The sequence below is a fragment of the Microbacterium sp. GXF6406 genome (genome assembly GCF_054798215.1).
This window is the reverse complement of record NZ_JBSJZH010000008.1, coordinates 1-14139: the sequence shown is the minus strand read 5'-3', so window position 1 is coordinate 14139 and position 14139 is coordinate 1. Positions and strand designations below refer to the sequence as shown.

The following is a 14139-nucleotide window of genomic DNA, read 5'->3' as shown; positions in this document are numbered from 1 at the left end:
TCCGGGAAGCCGAGAAGAGAACGATATGACTGACGAAGAACGCCCCGACCTCACTCCGACGCACGACCACGGCAAGATCGATCAGGTCGATCTGCAGTCGGAGATGCAGCGCAGCTATCTCGACTACGCGATGGCCGTCATCGTCGGTCGTGCGCTGCCCGATGTGCGCGATGGTCTCAAGCCCGTGCACCGCCGTGTGCTCTTCGGCATGTACGACGGCGGGTTCCGACCCGATAAGTCGTTCTCGAAGTGCGCCCGCGTCGTCGGCGAGGTCATGGGCCAGTACCACCCGCACGGCGACAGCGCGATCTATGACGCGCTCGTCCGTCTCGTGCAGCCCTGGTCTTTGCGTTACCCGCTCGCCCTCGGGCAGGGAAACTTCGGCTCCCCCGGCAACATGGGCGCGGCTGCTCCCCGCTACACCGAGACGAAGATGGCTCCGCTCGCGCTCGAGATGGTGCGCGACATCGAAGAGGAGACCGTCGATTTCCAGGACAACTACGACGGTCAGACGCAGGAGCCGACGGTTCTGCCGGCTCGTTTCCCGAACCTGCTCGTCAACGGTTCGGTGGGCATCGCGGTCGGAATGGCCACGAACATCCCGCCGCACAACCTTCGCGAGGTTTCCGAGGCGGCTCTGTGGGCCATGGACAACCCCGATCTGCCGCGCGAGGAGCTCCTCGAGGGTCTGATCAAGCGTGTTCCGGGCCCGGACTTCCCGACCGGTGCGCAGATCCTCGGGTCGAAGGGCATCCACGAGGCCTATCGGACGGGCCGCGGCTCGATCACGATGCGCGCGGTCGTGAACGTCGAAGAGATCCAGGGCCGCACGTGCTTGGTGATCACCGAGCTGCCCTACCAGGTCAACCCCGATAACCTCGCGGTCAAGATCGGTGATCTGGCCCGCGATGGCAAGATCACGGGCATCGCCGACATCCGCGATGAGACCAGTGATCGCACGGGCCAGCGTCTCGTCGTGGTCCTGAAGAGGGATGCCGTCGCCAAGGTCGTTCTGAACAACCTGTACAAGCACACGCAGCTTCAGGACAACTTCGGCGCGAACATGCTGGCGATCGTCGACGGTGTGCCGCGCACGCTGGCCCTCGACGGGTTCATCTCGCACTGGCTCGCGCACCAGATCGACGTCATCATCCGTCGCACGCAGTTCCGTCTGCGCAAGGCGGAGGAGCGCATGCACATCCTGCGCGGCTACCTCAAGGCGTTGGATGCTCTCGACGAGGTCATCGCACTGATCCGCCGCTCCCCCACGGTGGAGGATGCCCGCAACGGTTTGAAGGACCTGTTGGCGATCGATGACATCCAGGCGGATGCCATCCTCGCGATGCAGCTGCGTCGGCTCGCTGCCCTCGAGCGGCAGAAGATCATCGACGAGGCCACCGAGCTCGAGGCGAAGATCGCCGATTACAACGACATCCTCGTCACCCCCGCCCGCCAGCGGGAGATCATCCGCGCAGAGCTGACCGAGATCGTCGACCGTTTCGGAGACGACCGCCGCACGCACATCCTGCACGGCTTCGACGGCGATGTGTCGATCGAGGACCTCATCGCCGAAGAGGAGATGGTGGTCACGGTCACGCGCGAGGGCTACATCAAGCGCACGCGCAGCGACAACTACCGTTCGCAGCACCGCGGCGGCAAGGGCGTGAAGGGCGCGCAGCTGCGTGCCGATGACATCGTCGAGCACTTCTTCGTGACGACCACGCACCACTGGCTGTTGTTCTTCACCGACAAGGGCCGCGTCTACCGCACGAAGACGTACGAAGTGCCCGAGGCCGGCCGCGATGCCAAGGGCACGCACGTCGCGAACCTTCTCGCGCTGCAGCCGGATGAGAAGATCGCTCAGATCCTCGCCATTCCGAATTACGAGGAGGCCGAGTACCTCGTGCTCGCCACCCGCGACGGCCTGGTCAAGAAGACGCGTCTGAGCGAGTACGACACCAACCGTCAGGGCGGCGTCATCGCGATCCGCCTGCGCGAGGAGGATGAGCTCGTCAGCGCGATGCTCGTCGACAACACCGATGACATCCTGCTGATCTCCCGTCATGGCATGTCCCTGCGCTTCAACGCGACGGACGAGGCGCTGCGTCCGATGGGACGCGCGACAGCCGGTGTGAAGGGCATGGGCTTCCGCGGCGATGACGTTCTGCTCTCGGCATCCGTCGCCGATGAGGACGGCTTCGTCTTCGTCGTGACTGATGGCGGCTACGCCAAGCGCACCTCGATCACGGAATACCGTGTTCAGGGACGCGGCGGAATCGGCATCAAGGTCGCCAAGCTCAACGACGATCGGGGGGTTCTCGCGGGTGGTCTGATCGTGAGCGAGGACGACGAGGTCTTGGTGGTTCTCTCCAGCGGCAAGGTGGTACGCTCTGCCGTGGCCGAGGTGCCTGCGAAGGGTCGAGACACCATGGGAGTGGTGTTCGCCCGGACATCCGAGAAGGATCGCATCCTCGCCATCGCACGCAACAGCGAGCGGGGCCTGGCCGAAGACGACGAGGCGGAAGAGCCTGTCGAGGCTGCGGAGAACCCCGCCACAGAGACCACTGAGGAAACAGACGCATGAGCACAGTAGCCGACAAACTGGCGAAGAAGTCCACGCGCAAGACCGGCGGCAAGCAGGTCCGTCTGCGCCTGGTCTACATCGACTTCTGGTCGGCTGTGAAGCTGTCCTTCCTCGCCGCGGTCGCGCTGGCGATCGTGACGATTGTGTCGTTCTTCCTCATCTACTTGGTTCTCCAGGCGACGGGGATCCTGGCGGGGGCCGATGAGTTCGTCGGGCAGATCACGGATGGCGCGGTGTCGATCGCGGCTCTCATGGGTCTGCCACAGGTCATGGCGTTCGCGGCGGTCGTCGCGATCCTGAACCTGATCGTCGTCACGGTTCTCGGCGCGGTCGTCGCCGGAATCTACAACCTGGCGGTCAAGGTCACCGGCGGTCTGCTGGTCGGCTTCATGTCGAACTGACGGTTTTCTTCACGACGGGCGGATGCTTCGGCATCCGCCCGTCGTCGTCGGTAGGGAAAACCCGAATCGAGCTCTCCGGTTTCCTCGGTGTCGTGCGGAAGGCCCGCGGCCTACCTTTGAAGCATGACAACTCATCCCGCTTCCCCGGCACAGGCTCCCGCGCCTCCGCTGCGCCTGTTCCCGACGGTGCTGCATCTCGCGGGTCTCGGCGTGATCGGTGCCGTCATCCTCACGGTCTTGAGCACACTGCTCGGCGTCGGTCTCGGTCTCGCACTGGTTTTCGGCGTCGGCCTGATCCTGCTGGTCGGCTTCATCTACGGGCTCTTCGCGACCGGGTGGTTCGAGATCGCACGCGCTTCGGGGCTGTACCACCTCGACCTGGAGCCGTTGCGGTGGCGGGGAAGCCCCCGAAAGGGATTCGGCGGCTGGCTGCACTCCCTGTGGCGTCAGTTGGGGGATGGCCGGATGTGGCGCGCTGTCGCGAACCTTGTGATCGCATGCTTCATGGGTGCTCTCGTGCTGCAGTTACTGGTCATGGTGATCCGTTCGGTGGCGATCGTGTTCGCACCGCTCACGGGCGTGGACAGCGTGATCGGGCCGTTCGGCGTCCCGGCGGCGGCATCGTGGGCGCCGGTGGTCGGGATCCTCGGTGCTGTCCTCGCGATCGCGGCGATCCTCGGTCTCGCTGTTCTGCACCGCACACTGACCCGGGCGATCGTCGTCCCCAGTCGTGAAGCGGAGCTCACCGAGCAGGTGCGCGCCACGAGCGCACAGCGCGAGGGAGCCGTCCGCGCGGCCGATGTCGAGCGCAGCCGCATCGAGCGCGACCTCCACGACGGCGTCCAGCCGCGTCTCGTCTCGGTGGGGATGACCCTGGGGCTCGCGCAGCAGAAGATCGACACGGATCCGGATGCCGCCAAGGAACTCATCGGCGAGGCGCACACCTCCACGAAGGCGGCGATCACCGAACTGCGACAGCTCGCCCGCGGCATCCACGCCTCCGTGCTCGATGATCGGGGTCTGGACGCTGCGCTGTCGGCCCTCGCCGGCCGATCCCACATCCCGGTTCAACTCGACGTTCGCCTGCCGGAGGGCGGCGTCCGCTGCCGGGATGCGGAAGCGGCGGTCTACTTCTCGATCGCCGAGTCGCTCACGAACGCCGCGAAGCACTCCCGGGCCAGCGAATGCCGGGTCATCGTGCGCATGCGCGAGGGCGATGTGCTGTGGGTGCGGGTCGAGGACAACGGACTCGGCGGCGCGCAGATCCAACCCGGCGGAGGCCTGGACGGGATCTCGAACCGTGTGCTCGCGGCCGGGGGCACGTTCTGGCTGGACAGCCCTCAGGGCGGACCGACGTCGCTGGAGGTGAGTGTGCCGTGCGCATCCTGATCTGTGAGGATTCCGTCCTCCTCCGAGAGGGACTCATCCGCTTGCTCGAGGATTCCGGCCACGCGGTCGTCGCGGCGCTGCCCGACACGACGATGCTCGGCGAGAGCATCCGGGAGAAGGATCCCGAGCTCTGCATCCTCGATGTGCGTCTTCCCCCGACGTTCACCGATGAGGGCATCCGTGCGGCGCTCGCGCTGCGTTCCACACATCCATCGCTGCCCCTGATCGTGCTCTCGCAGTACGTCGAGGAGCGATACGCGAGTGAACTCATCGCCGCGGAGGGTGGAGCGCTCGGATACCTGCTCAAGGACCGGGTCGCGGACGTCTCCGAGTTCGTCGCCACGGTCGAGCGGATCGCCGCCGGCACCAGCATCCTCGACCCGGAGGTCGTCGCCCAGCTGCTCACCCGTCGTCATCGTGACGATCGGATGCTGTCGCTCACAGATCGGGAGCGCACCGTTCTCGCGCTCATCGCGGAGGGCAAGTCGAATCAGGCGATCGCCGTGACGCTCTTCCTCTCGGAGGCGAGCGTCGAGAAGAACATCACCTCCATCTTCCAGAAGTTGGGGCTCGAGCAGGACGAGTCGGGTAACCGGCGCGTGCTCGCGGTCCTTGCACACATCGAGAACACCGGCGGATCCGCGAACGGAACGCCCCCGCAGACAGGATCAGGACGATGACCGCTACGAAGAACCCCGCCGCGAAGACCATCGGGATCATCACAGCCGTGATCGGCGGGGTCGCGCTGATCGGTTCGGGAACGCAGGCCGCAGTCGCCTCGGTCCACGCGCTCTCTCACACGGATGACGCGCAGACCGCCGATGTGCGCGGCGTCGAGGCGCTCAGCGTCGACGTCGCCGCCGGCGATGTCATGATCCGCTTCGACGACGTGGAGGACGCGAAGCTCATCGTGAGTGGGGCGCAGCAGGCGAGCTGGGTCCTCGAGCGGGACGACGAGGATCTCGTGCTCCGCGACTCGAACGGCTGGTTCGGGTGGGGCGGACAGGACTGGTCATGGTTCGGAAGCGGGATCGGCGCTGAGCAGATCGAGCTCGTCCTGCCGAACTCGCTCGCGGGAATCGACGCGGATCTGTCGTTGGGGGCGGGGAGCCTCGATGCGCGCGGCGAGTTCGGCGAGCTCGATCTCGACATCTCCGCGGGTGGCGTCACGATCGACGGATCAGCACGGAGTCTGGACGCGGACCTCGGCGCCGGGCGCGCGGATCTTTCGCTCGCCGACGTCTCCGAGGCGGATATCGCGGTCTCGGCCGGGCGCTTCATCGCCGTCTTCACCGGGGAGGCTCCGCGTTTGACCGAGATCGAGGTCAGCGCCGGTTCACTCGAGCTGTCTTTGCCGGATACCGCGTACGACGTGCGTCAGGAGGTCAGCGCGGGGGTTCTCGACAATCGTCTGCGAACGAGTTCTGAAGCACGAAACTCCGTCGTGGTCAGCCTCTCCGCCGGGACCGCTGTGCTGCGACCCGCCCGGTAGGTCGGGCTCGATTCGGAATCTTCGGAATCTTCGGGTAAAGTTTATGAGGTTGACGGGGCTATAGCTCAGGCGGTTAGAGCGCTTCACTGATAATGAAGAGGTCCCAGGTTCAAGTCCTGGTAGCCCCACACTTCAACACGAAAGCCACGCGAGGAATCGCGTGGCTTTCGTCGTTCCTGTCTAGTCGCGGTTCATCGCGCATCGGCAGGTCTAGAATCGCCCAGCATCCGGGCGCGCAGAGAATCGTAGATCGGCTCGGAGCGGACGAGGGATGCTGTGAGCACCGCGCATCCGGCGGCGATGATCAACGGCACGGCGAGCACCGTCGCCCCCGTCATCTCGAGTACGATCACCGCTCCGGTGAACGGTGCACGGACGGTGGCGGCGAAGAACGTCGCCATGCCGACGATCGCGAAGGGGATCGTGAGCGGGTCGCTGGGGATGAACCAGGAGACGACTGCGGCGAAGATCGCACCCCAGAGCGCGCCGACCGCCAGGATGGGGGCGAAGAGTCCGCCCGGGGTGCCCGCCGCGTAAGACAGCGGGCCGAGCCCGAATCGGACGACGACCCACAGCAGCATGATCGGGATTGCGTAGGCGGTGCCGCTGAGCAGCGACTGCACGATGGAGTCGCCGTCGCCGGCGAGATTCGGGTCGATGAACAGCGCGCATCCGATGAGGAGACCGATGATGGCGGCGGTGGCTTCACGCGGCATGCGCGAGAACCGGTCGACCGTTGTGAGGCTGGTCATCACCGCCCGGTTGTAAACGGCGCCGATCAGGCCCGTCAGCACACCGAAGAACAGAAAGAGAGGGAGAACATCCAGGCGAGGCGGATCCAACTGCACCGTGCTGAAGTCGGTCCGCGTGCCGACGAGCGCCCATGATGTCCAGACCGCCGATGAGACGCCGATCGTCACCGGGACCACTGTTCGCAGGTGGAACGACCGGGTGACCTCTTCGAAGACGAACAGCGCCCCGCCGATCGGGGCGTTGAACGCCACCGCGAGACCGGCCCCGGCGAGGCTCGTCTGCAGGGTGGTGATGTCGGCGCTGCTGCGACGGGAGATCCGGCCGGCTTCGGCACCGATCACCGCGCCCATGTGCACCGTCGGCCCTTCGCGTCCAAGGACGAGGCCGGATCCGAGGGCGAGCAGACTGCCGAAGAATTTCGCGGGCAGCACGCGCAGACGCGGCGCCTCGGCCTGATCGCGTTGAACCGCCTCGATGATCTGGATGCCGCTGCCGCCCGTGCGGGGGACGAAGCGCACGATCAGAGCTGCGACTGCTGCGCAGACGGCCACGGCCAGCATCATCACGATGACTCCGACAGCGCCCAGGTCATGCGCCCAGTCGAGCAGTGACTCACGGAGGTCCTGGGCGCGCAGCAGCGTCCAACGGAACGCGCCGCCGATGAGACCCGTGACCACTCCGGCGATGAGTGCGAGCACTGCGAGGATCGTGAGGGCCCGGCCGGAGGAATCCGGTTCGGAACCCTCCCCCCGAGGATCCGCGACTTTGATCACGGGATCACCATAGCGTCCGGTCTGCCGATGGTGGAGGATCGATCGGCTGCGGCCCGGCGCGGCTCGTTTTGCGCCAGTGCGCGCACCCGGGTAGAGTAGTCGAGTTGGGACACCCCACATGGGGCCTTAGCTCAGTTGGTAGAGCGCCTGCTTTGCAAGCAGGATGTCAGGAGTTCGAATCTCCTAGGCTCCACAGTCAAGAAGAACCCCCGAGGCGAAAGCCCGGGGGTTCTCTCGTTTTGGACCGGTCAGCGGGGGAGGAAGAACCCCAGCGCGAAGAAGATGCAGGCGCACACCGCGAGAATGCCGGCTCCTGCCCAGCGGTAGTCCCGGGCGAGTGCGCGCGCGTACAGCTCGCTGACCTGGTTCGCACGGTTCGGGAATCGGCGCCAGACCCAGGCCATGGCGATGAAGGGTGCGGCAAGGGCGACGAGGAACACGGCGAACGCCAGCAGACGCAGCAGGAGATGCGGTGTCACAGAGGTGGTGACGCGTCCGACGAGGTACATGATCGGCAAAGTCGTGAAGCCGATCACCGAGCTGGACAAGCCGATGAGCAGGTAGGTCCATGGGTGGGACCCCTGCGCATTGTCGGTGTTCGTATCCTTCGTCGGCTTCGGAGCGCGTTCGGGGACGCGCAGCGCCCACACCGCGATGACGATCGCCAATACGAGGAATACGAGACCGGCACCGAGATCGACGGCGCGGTTGAACAGCTCATCGTGAGCGCGCTGCTTCACCGCGCTCACGAAGCTCGTCGGGTTGAACGCCTGCAGGAGCAGGAACAGGGCGCTCGCGCCGATGTAAAGCCCGAGGATCATGGACCCCAGGTGCACCGGTACCGAGGTCTTGCGCGCCAGCATGTCGGCGGTCGCCCCGTACAGGGCCGGGTTCAGCCCCAGGGAGAGTCCGAACCCGATGAGGGAGAGGAGCGCGGTGGCCCACCCTAAGATCTCTGCCATCCCGACGTGCTCCTGTGGACGTATCGCTGGTCGATACGCACCCGAACGGATGCGCCGACGCCCAGTGTACGGGGGCGTGACGCGCCGTTCATCGCCAGGGCGCTGGGGGAAGCATCCGTTCGATTCCTGCACCCGCGCGGAGCACACGCGGGAGATTGGCGGACAGCCCATGCAGGGGCAGTGCGTCGAGGCGGTCCTCCAGCGCGGGCAGACGGTGCTGTGTTCCATGCACCAGCGCCCGAACGGCGTTGAGGAATGCGAGCGGATGCATGTCGAGTGCGCTATGGCCGTTCTCGATTTCAACGAGCACACCATCCGGTGCCGTGTCGACAGCGCGTTGGGCGATCACGGGAGGGGTTCGCAGGTCCCGACGGCCGCTCAGGGCGACGAGCGGCCAGTCGAATGCGGCGATCTCCTTCGTCAGGTCGTAGGGGGCGCCGGAGAACGGCGGGAAACGATCGGCGAGACGTGCATAGGTCAGCGCGGGATCGAGCGGGAGACCATCCGCCTCTCCCCCGTAGCCGAGCTCGCGGAAGCCGATGGCGCCCACCGTGTCGAACTCGTAGAAGCCGGGGATGCGGATGATCGATTCGTCTCGTGCTGCATAGATCCCGAGTCCCCGCCAGACGGCGCTCCAGGGATGCCGGAGCTTCGCCTCCGCGATGGCGATCACCAGGTCATCGCCGCCGAGTTCGAAAGCCGCACGAATCCCGTCGAGCAGAGGGCGGTCCGGTACGCCCTCGGCCGCCAACGCGTGCACGGCGGAAGCGACGGCGGTATCGGCATCCCAGAAATGCGCGCGGATGATCTCGCGCTCGATCCGCATGTCATCGGTGGATTGCAATGCGGAGTCGAGCAGCATCCCTGCGACACGGGTCGGATGCTGCGCACCGAATGAGCCGGCCAGATAGCTGCCGTATGACGATCCGGCGATATACGCGCGTTCGACGCCCTCTGCATCCAGGACCGCGGCGATGTCGTCGACGACATCGCGGATGCGCATGGCCGACTGCGGAAGCCGGCGCCCGTGCCTGTCATCGCGGGAGAAGCCCACTCCGCGATGATCGATCATGATGACGTCGAGGCCACCCCGGGCGGCCTGTCGGCGCAGTCCTCGATACGGAAGGATCGAGCCGAGGCCGGGGCCGCCCGGGATGACGACGGTGGGATGGGGCGTGCGAGGCCCGGTCCGGACATATGCGGAGGTGAAGGCCGGACCGTTCGCGTCCGCGGGGCGAAGCACTCGTCTCATCGTGAGGATGCTACCCGCACACGCTGCGGTTGGCCGTTATCCACAGGTGTTAACAAGGTTGTTAACAAGGGGCTGGGGGTGTTAGACAGTCCACTGCGGCGGGGCCGGCGGCTCGTTCCGCTCGGGGCGACGGTGCAGATCGGGGTACACATCGCGGTGCGCGGCGATGTCGCGCACGTTCTTCTGGACAGAGATCGCGGCGAACAGACCGAGAAGGAAGACCGTCAGGTAGAAGCCCTTCTCTGACAGAAGCACGTTCCGGTCGGCCGAGTGCTTCTTGCTTGTGGCGCTCAGATAAAATGTCCCCACTGGGTATCAGATCAGGAATCAAAGAATTCCTGATTGGCAATGAACATAGCCACCTATATATTCCGTAGGGGGGATAAATCCTCGCGTTTCTGTTCGACGTAGAATCGGAGAGTGCTCATCGGTCTCATGCGTCCTGTCGAGGTTCAGACCTTCGACGTCGAATCCGCCGATCTCGCCGGTGTCCAGAATCAGCTCGAAGCGCTTCGCCCCGAGGGGTTCGACCTCATCTCGGCCCCCGTGCGCATGATCAAGGGCGCTCCGGTGCTCGAGGCGACCGGTACGTTCGCGCGCCGCGATGGCATCCGGGAGATCGAGGGCGACGACATGGATGTACTCCTGGCCCAGGTCCCCGAGGGATGGCAGCTGCTCAGCGTGCGCAGCGCCGGCTGACCCGGAGGCCAGCCGGCAGCGCTCAGGCACGACGTTCGCGCACACCCGCGGCGAGCTGCGACAGCGCGGTGGTCGTCGATTCCCACCCCATGCACGCATCCGTGACGCTCTGCCCGTAGGTGAGACGGGTGCGTCCGGCGTCGATGTCGAGCTTCTGCGCTCCGGCGACCAGGTTGCTCTCGAGCATGACGCCCGCGATCGCCCGGCCGTCGGCGGCAATCTGCGCCGCGATCTCACGGGCGACCTCCGCCTGACGGATGTGATCCTTGCCGCTGTTGGCGTGGCTGGCATCGACGACGAGACGCGGCGTCAGCATCGCAGCATCCAGGCGCTGAGCCGCCTGGAGAACGGTTTCTGCGTCGTAGTTGGGACCATCCGCGCCGCCGCGCAGAATGACCGCGGTGTCGGGGTTTCCGGTCGTGGAGACCAGGCTCGCACGCCCGTCCGCACCGATGCCCAGGAACGCCTGCGGGCTGGATGCGGCGGTCGCGGCATCCAGCGCCACCTGCAATCCTCCGTCGGTTCCGTTCTTGAAACCGATCGGCATCGACAATCCCGACGCCAGCTGACGGTGGATCTGGCTCTCGGTCGTCCGCGCGCCGATGGCGCCCCAGGTGATGAGGTCGGCGGTGTACTGGGGGCTGATCGGCTCCAGGAACTCGGTCGCGCACGGCATTCCGAGCGCGGTCACATCGCGCAGGAACGCGCGTGCCATGCGCAGCCCCGTTTCGATGTCATGGCTGCCGTCGAGGTGCGGGTCGTTGATGAGGCCCTTCCATCCGACGGTCGTACGGGGCTTCTCGAAGTAGGTGCGCATGACGATCAGCAGATCGTCGCGGTGCTTCTCGGCCTCCATCATGAGGCGCCCGGCGTATTCGAGACCTGCTTCCGTGTCGTGGATCGAGCAGGGGCCTGCGACGACGAGGAGACGGTCATCCTGGCCGTTCATGATGGCGCGCACCTCGTCGCGGGTGCGGGCGACCAGTGCGGTGCGCTCATCACCGATCGGAAGCGTCTCGCTGAGTTCTGCCGGGGTGGGAAGAGTCGTAAACTTCGCGACGTGCAGGTCGCTGGTCGCTTCGGCGGTATCGATGGTGTTCATGGGTCCTGTCCTGTGATGAGGGCGGACCCGGATTCAGAGCCCGCCGAAACGGCGAAAGCCAGAGCAATGCTCTGGCTTGTCGGCTCTGAAGGGGTCGGTAGACGCTACATCGGCGTCGGCCCCTCCAGAGCCGACTCGAAATACGCATACCAACGGGTTGTCATGCGAAAGAACATACCCCATTCCCGGGGCTGTCGGATCCACATGACGGTCGATGACGCTGATAATCTTCACGCGCGCCTTGTGGGAAGGCGTCCTGAACAGGAAGAGGGAATCAGTGAAGATCAATACCGCTGCCGCGCTGGCAGCCCTGGGAATCGTCGTCGTGCTGTCGGGCTGCGCGGCATCGGAGACGCCGACGCAGAAGACCCCGGATGCCGTTGCGGAGACGCCTGCTGCGGAGGACCCCAGCGATGAGCCCACCTGGGCGGCACCGGCCGTCTGCCAGGACATCGACCTGACTCCGGATGTGATCGTGCCCGGAAGCGTGCTGGGCGGTTGCATCGCTGAGGCGCTGCCTAGTTTCGTGACCGGCAAGGAGTTCGTCGAGACGAGCATGCAGTCCGGCGAGGTCGTGTTCCGCTACAGCGGCACCGAACTGGACATGCAGGGCGGTTTCGATGGCGACGGTGGCACCACGCAGTTCACGATGCTCGACGGGACGATGTGGATGGATTCCGGTTCCGGCTGGGTCAAGGGCGATGTGAACTCGGATGACCAGGAGGCGCAGATGATCGGCGCGACGGCTGAAATCTTCCGAACGTACGCCGACCCGGTCCACTACGCGGACCTCATCAGCGCGGGCGCCGAATGGCGAGTCGGCGCGGCCGAGAGCGTGACACTGGGGAACGGCGAGAACATCGAGGCCTACCCGATCGCCGTCACCGCTCCCTTCACCTGGAACGACATTCCGGTCACGGCGTCGCTCGCTTGGTTCGCCGAGGGCTGGGTGCCCGTGGGCGTGCGGGGCACGGTCGAGATGTTCGGAATGACCGAGACGACGACGCAGACCTGGTACGAGCTGGGCGAGCCGGTGGAGATCGTTCCGGTGGAGTGATTATGGGATGCTGGCCCCATGAATCTGCCTCACGATGATGTCGACCCCGATGGCCTGCTCGAGTACTCGGTGGTGTTCACCGATCGCTCGTTGAACCACATGTCATCGCGCTTCATCGATTCGATGCAGCAGATCCTGAATATTCTGAAAGAAGCATATAATGCGGAGGGTGCCGCCATCGTCCCCGGTGGCGGCACCTACGCGATGGAGTCGGTCGCTCGCACGCTCGCGACCGGCCGTCGCGCGTTCGTGATCCGCAACGGACTCTTCTCCTACCGGTGGTCGCAGATCCTCGAGGGGGGAGGCATCAGCGAAGACGTCACCGTGATGATCGCCCGCCCGGAGTCCGAGCACGTGCAGGCGCCGTGGTCGCCGGCGCCCATCGAGCAGGTCGTCGCCGCGATCCGCGCACGCAGACCGGAGGTCGTCTTCGCACCGCACGTAGAGACCGCGGCCGGCATGATCCTGCCGGACGACTACCTGCGGGCCGTGGCGGAGGCGACTCACGAGGTCGGCGGTGTCCTCGTCCTCGACTGCATCGCGTCCGGCGCGATGTGGGTCGACATGGATGCCGTCGGCGTGGATGTCCTGATCAGCGCGCCGCAGAAGGGCTGGAGCGGCACCCCTTCGGCGGGGTACGTGATGCTGAACGCCGCAGGGCGGGCAGCTGTCGAGGCATCCGGAACGACGAGTTTCGCGCTCGACCTCGGCCGCTGGCTCCGGATCGCCGACGATTATCGGGACGGCAGAGCGGGCTACCATGCGACGATGCCGACGGACTCCCTCGTGCGCAATCTGTCAGCGATGATCGAGACGCGCGATCGTGGTTTCGACGCGCTGCGCGAGGCCCAGATCGAGTTGGGCGGTCGTATCCGTGCGCTGCTGGCCGAGCATGGCCTGGCCTCCGTCGCGGCGCCCGGCTTCGACGCACCCGGCGTCGTGGTGGTTCACACCGATCACCCGGCGCTGAAAAGCGGGGCGGCATTCCGTGAACACGGACTGCAGATCGCCGCGGGCGTCCCTCTGCACTGCGAGGAGCCCGAAGGGTTCTCGACATTCCGCATCGGCCTCTTCGGACTCGATAAGCTCGCCGACATCGACGGCACCGTGGAACGGCTGCGCCGCGCGCTCGACGTCATCAGACGTTGAGGTCTGCCGGGATGCCAGTAGGGTGTACGCATGGATCTGCGGGTCGCAGCGTATGCCGTCATCACCGACGATGACGGTCGTGTCCTGCTCGCGCGATGGACGGAGGGCCGGCGCACCGCATGGACGATGCCGGGCGGCGGAATCGAATCCGGTGAGGACCCGCTCGACGCCGTGCGCCGGGAGGTTCGCGAGGAGACCGGTTTCGATGTGCGTGTTGACGAACTCCTCGGGGTCCACTCACGGGTGATCCCCGCGGGACGGCGCGTTCCACGCTCGAAGGTTCCGCTGCACACGCTGCGCATCGTCTACCGCGCGACGATAACGGGCGGGAGCCTTCGCTTCGAGAAGAACGGGTCGACCGACATGGCCGCATGGTTCGCCCTGCCCGAGGTGAAGCCGCTGCAGCGGGTCAAGCTCGTCGACATCGCACTGCGGATGGCCGACATCCTCTAGGGCGTGTCTGATAAATTGTTCGGGGTCGGGCTGAGAGTCTGGGATGGTGTCGCGATTCCAGTTGCTGTCGGAT

General features: G+C 65.8%; 14 protein-coding genes and 2 tRNA genes. 11 read left to right on the top strand and 5 right to left on the bottom strand.

Annotated features, from left to right (window positions below):
- Nucleotides 1-25 precede the first annotated feature (25 nt).
- The 6 genes from gyrA to ACWAUG_RS06395 all read left to right on the top strand — a co-directional run bounded on the left by gyrA (nucleotide 26) and on the right by ACWAUG_RS06395 (nucleotide 5994).
- A complete protein-coding gene (gene gyrA, locus ACWAUG_RS06420; RefSeq protein ID WP_460801872.1) occupies nucleotides 26-2584 on the top strand; it encodes a DNA gyrase subunit A in 2559 nt (852 codons plus the stop codon).
- Nucleotides 2581-2985, top strand: coding sequence for a DUF3566 domain-containing protein (locus ACWAUG_RS06415; RefSeq protein ID WP_460801871.1), 405 nt, complete (start codon nucleotides 2581-2583; stop codon nucleotides 2983-2985). The genes gyrA and ACWAUG_RS06415 overlap by 4 nt, the downstream gene beginning before the upstream one ends.
- 123 nt (nucleotides 2986-3108) lie before the next feature.
- Nucleotides 3109-4374 carry a sensor histidine kinase gene (locus ACWAUG_RS06410; RefSeq protein WP_460801870.1) on the top strand — a complete coding sequence of 422 codons (1266 nt, stop codon included), beginning with the start codon at nucleotides 3109-3111 and terminating at the stop codon, nucleotides 4372-4374.
- On the top strand, nucleotides 4362-5054 hold the full coding sequence (locus tag ACWAUG_RS06405; protein ID WP_460801869.1) for a response regulator transcription factor: 693 nt from the start codon (nucleotides 4362-4364) through the stop codon (nucleotides 5052-5054). The genes ACWAUG_RS06410 and ACWAUG_RS06405 overlap by 13 nt, the downstream gene beginning before the upstream one ends.
- Nucleotides 5051-5866, top strand: coding sequence for a hypothetical protein (locus ACWAUG_RS06400; protein WP_460801868.1), 816 nt, complete (start codon nucleotides 5051-5053; stop codon nucleotides 5864-5866). The genes ACWAUG_RS06405 and ACWAUG_RS06400 overlap by 4 nt, the downstream gene beginning before the upstream one ends.
- Before the next feature lie 54 nt (nucleotides 5867-5920).
- Nucleotides 5921-5994, top strand: a tRNA-Ile gene (locus tag ACWAUG_RS06395).
- Between the two features lie 63 nt (nucleotides 5995-6057).
- Here ACWAUG_RS06395 and ACWAUG_RS06390 read toward each other — a convergent pair.
- Nucleotides 6058-7392, bottom strand: a complete 1335-nt coding sequence (locus ACWAUG_RS06390) for a ClC family H(+)/Cl(-) exchange transporter (RefSeq protein ID WP_460801867.1) — start codon at nucleotides 7390-7392, stop codon at nucleotides 6058-6060.
- Between the two features lie 120 nt (nucleotides 7393-7512).
- Here ACWAUG_RS06390 and ACWAUG_RS06385 point away from each other — a divergent pair.
- Nucleotides 7513-7585: transfer RNA gene (locus ACWAUG_RS06385), tRNA-Ala, on the top strand.
- A gap of 55 nt (nucleotides 7586-7640) precedes the next feature.
- Here ACWAUG_RS06385 and ACWAUG_RS06380 read toward each other — a convergent pair.
- The 3 genes from ACWAUG_RS06380 to ACWAUG_RS06370 form a co-directional block, all read right to left on the bottom strand.
- Nucleotides 7641-8354 carry a hypothetical protein gene (locus ACWAUG_RS06380; protein ID WP_298040808.1) on the bottom strand — a complete coding sequence of 238 codons (714 nt, stop codon included), beginning with the start codon at nucleotides 8352-8354 and terminating at the stop codon, nucleotides 7641-7643.
- An 88-nt stretch (nucleotides 8355-8442) separates the two neighbouring features.
- Entirely contained in the window at nucleotides 8443-9606 is a 1164-nt protein-coding gene (locus tag ACWAUG_RS06375) for an alpha/beta fold hydrolase (RefSeq protein ID WP_460801866.1), read from the bottom strand.
- A gap of 81 nt (nucleotides 9607-9687) precedes the next feature.
- Nucleotides 9688-9861, bottom strand: a complete 174-nt coding sequence (locus tag ACWAUG_RS06370; protein WP_460801865.1) for a YiaA/YiaB family inner membrane protein — start codon at nucleotides 9859-9861, stop codon at nucleotides 9688-9690.
- A 165-nt stretch (nucleotides 9862-10026) separates the two neighbouring features.
- On the opposite strand from ACWAUG_RS06370, the gene ACWAUG_RS06365 reads away from it, so the two are divergent.
- Nucleotides 10027-10305 (top strand): hypothetical protein, encoded by a 279-nt coding sequence (locus ACWAUG_RS06365; RefSeq protein WP_460801864.1) that lies wholly within the window; start codon nucleotides 10027-10029, stop codon nucleotides 10303-10305.
- A gap of 22 nt (nucleotides 10306-10327) precedes the next feature.
- Here the strand turns inward: ACWAUG_RS06365 and ACWAUG_RS06360 are convergent, their stop codons facing one another.
- On the bottom strand, nucleotides 10328-11407 hold the full coding sequence (locus tag ACWAUG_RS06360) for a 3-deoxy-7-phosphoheptulonate synthase (RefSeq protein ID WP_298040800.1): 1080 nt from the start codon (nucleotides 11405-11407) through the stop codon (nucleotides 10328-10330).
- A gap of 277 nt (nucleotides 11408-11684) precedes the next feature.
- Between ACWAUG_RS06360 and ACWAUG_RS06355 the strand changes: the two genes are divergently transcribed.
- From ACWAUG_RS06355 to ACWAUG_RS06345, 3 genes are read left to right on the top strand one after another with little or no spacing between them, the layout of a single operon-like run.
- On the top strand, nucleotides 11685-12464 hold the full coding sequence (locus tag ACWAUG_RS06355) for a hypothetical protein (RefSeq protein ID WP_460801863.1): 780 nt from the start codon (nucleotides 11685-11687) through the stop codon (nucleotides 12462-12464).
- 18 nt (nucleotides 12465-12482) lie between these two features.
- Nucleotides 12483-13613 (top strand): aminotransferase class V-fold PLP-dependent enzyme, encoded by a 1131-nt coding sequence (locus ACWAUG_RS06350; protein WP_460801862.1) that lies wholly within the window; start codon nucleotides 12483-12485, stop codon nucleotides 13611-13613.
- A gap of 30 nt (nucleotides 13614-13643) precedes the next feature.
- Nucleotides 13644-14066 carry an NUDIX hydrolase gene (locus tag ACWAUG_RS06345; protein WP_460801861.1) on the top strand — a complete coding sequence of 141 codons (423 nt, stop codon included), beginning with the start codon at nucleotides 13644-13646 and terminating at the stop codon, nucleotides 14064-14066.
- Nucleotides 14067-14139: the final 73 nt, after the last annotated feature.

Excerpts from the sequence above, each read along its gene's own strand:
- gyrA (WP_460801872.1), top strand. The coding sequence starts at position 26 with ATGACTGACGAAGAACGCCCCGACCTCACTCCGACGCACGACCACGGC.
- ACWAUG_RS06415 (WP_460801871.1), top strand. The coding sequence starts at position 2,581 with ATGAGCACAGTAGCCGACAAACTGGCGAAGAAGTCCACGCGCAAGACC.
- ACWAUG_RS06410 (WP_460801870.1), top strand. The coding sequence starts at position 3,109 with ATGACAACTCATCCCGCTTCCCCGGCACAGGCTCCCGCGCCTCCGCTG.
- ACWAUG_RS06400 (WP_460801868.1), top strand. The coding sequence starts at position 5,051 with ATGACCGCTACGAAGAACCCCGCCGCGAAGACCATCGGGATCATCACA.
- ACWAUG_RS06380 (WP_298040808.1), bottom strand. The coding sequence starts at position 8,354 with ATGGCAGAGATCTTAGGGTGGGCCACCGCGCTCCTCTCCCTCATCGGG.
- ACWAUG_RS06375 (WP_460801866.1), bottom strand. The coding sequence starts at position 9,606 with ATGAGACGAGTGCTTCGCCCCGCGGACGCGAACGGTCCGGCCTTCACC.
- ACWAUG_RS06360 (WP_298040800.1), bottom strand. The coding sequence starts at position 11,407 with ATGAACACCATCGATACCGCCGAAGCGACCAGCGACCTGCACGTCGCG.
- ACWAUG_RS06350 (WP_460801862.1), top strand. The coding sequence starts at position 12,483 with ATGAATCTGCCTCACGATGATGTCGACCCCGATGGCCTGCTCGAGTAC.
- ACWAUG_RS06345 (WP_460801861.1), top strand. The coding sequence starts at position 13,644 with ATGGATCTGCGGGTCGCAGCGTATGCCGTCATCACCGACGATGACGGT.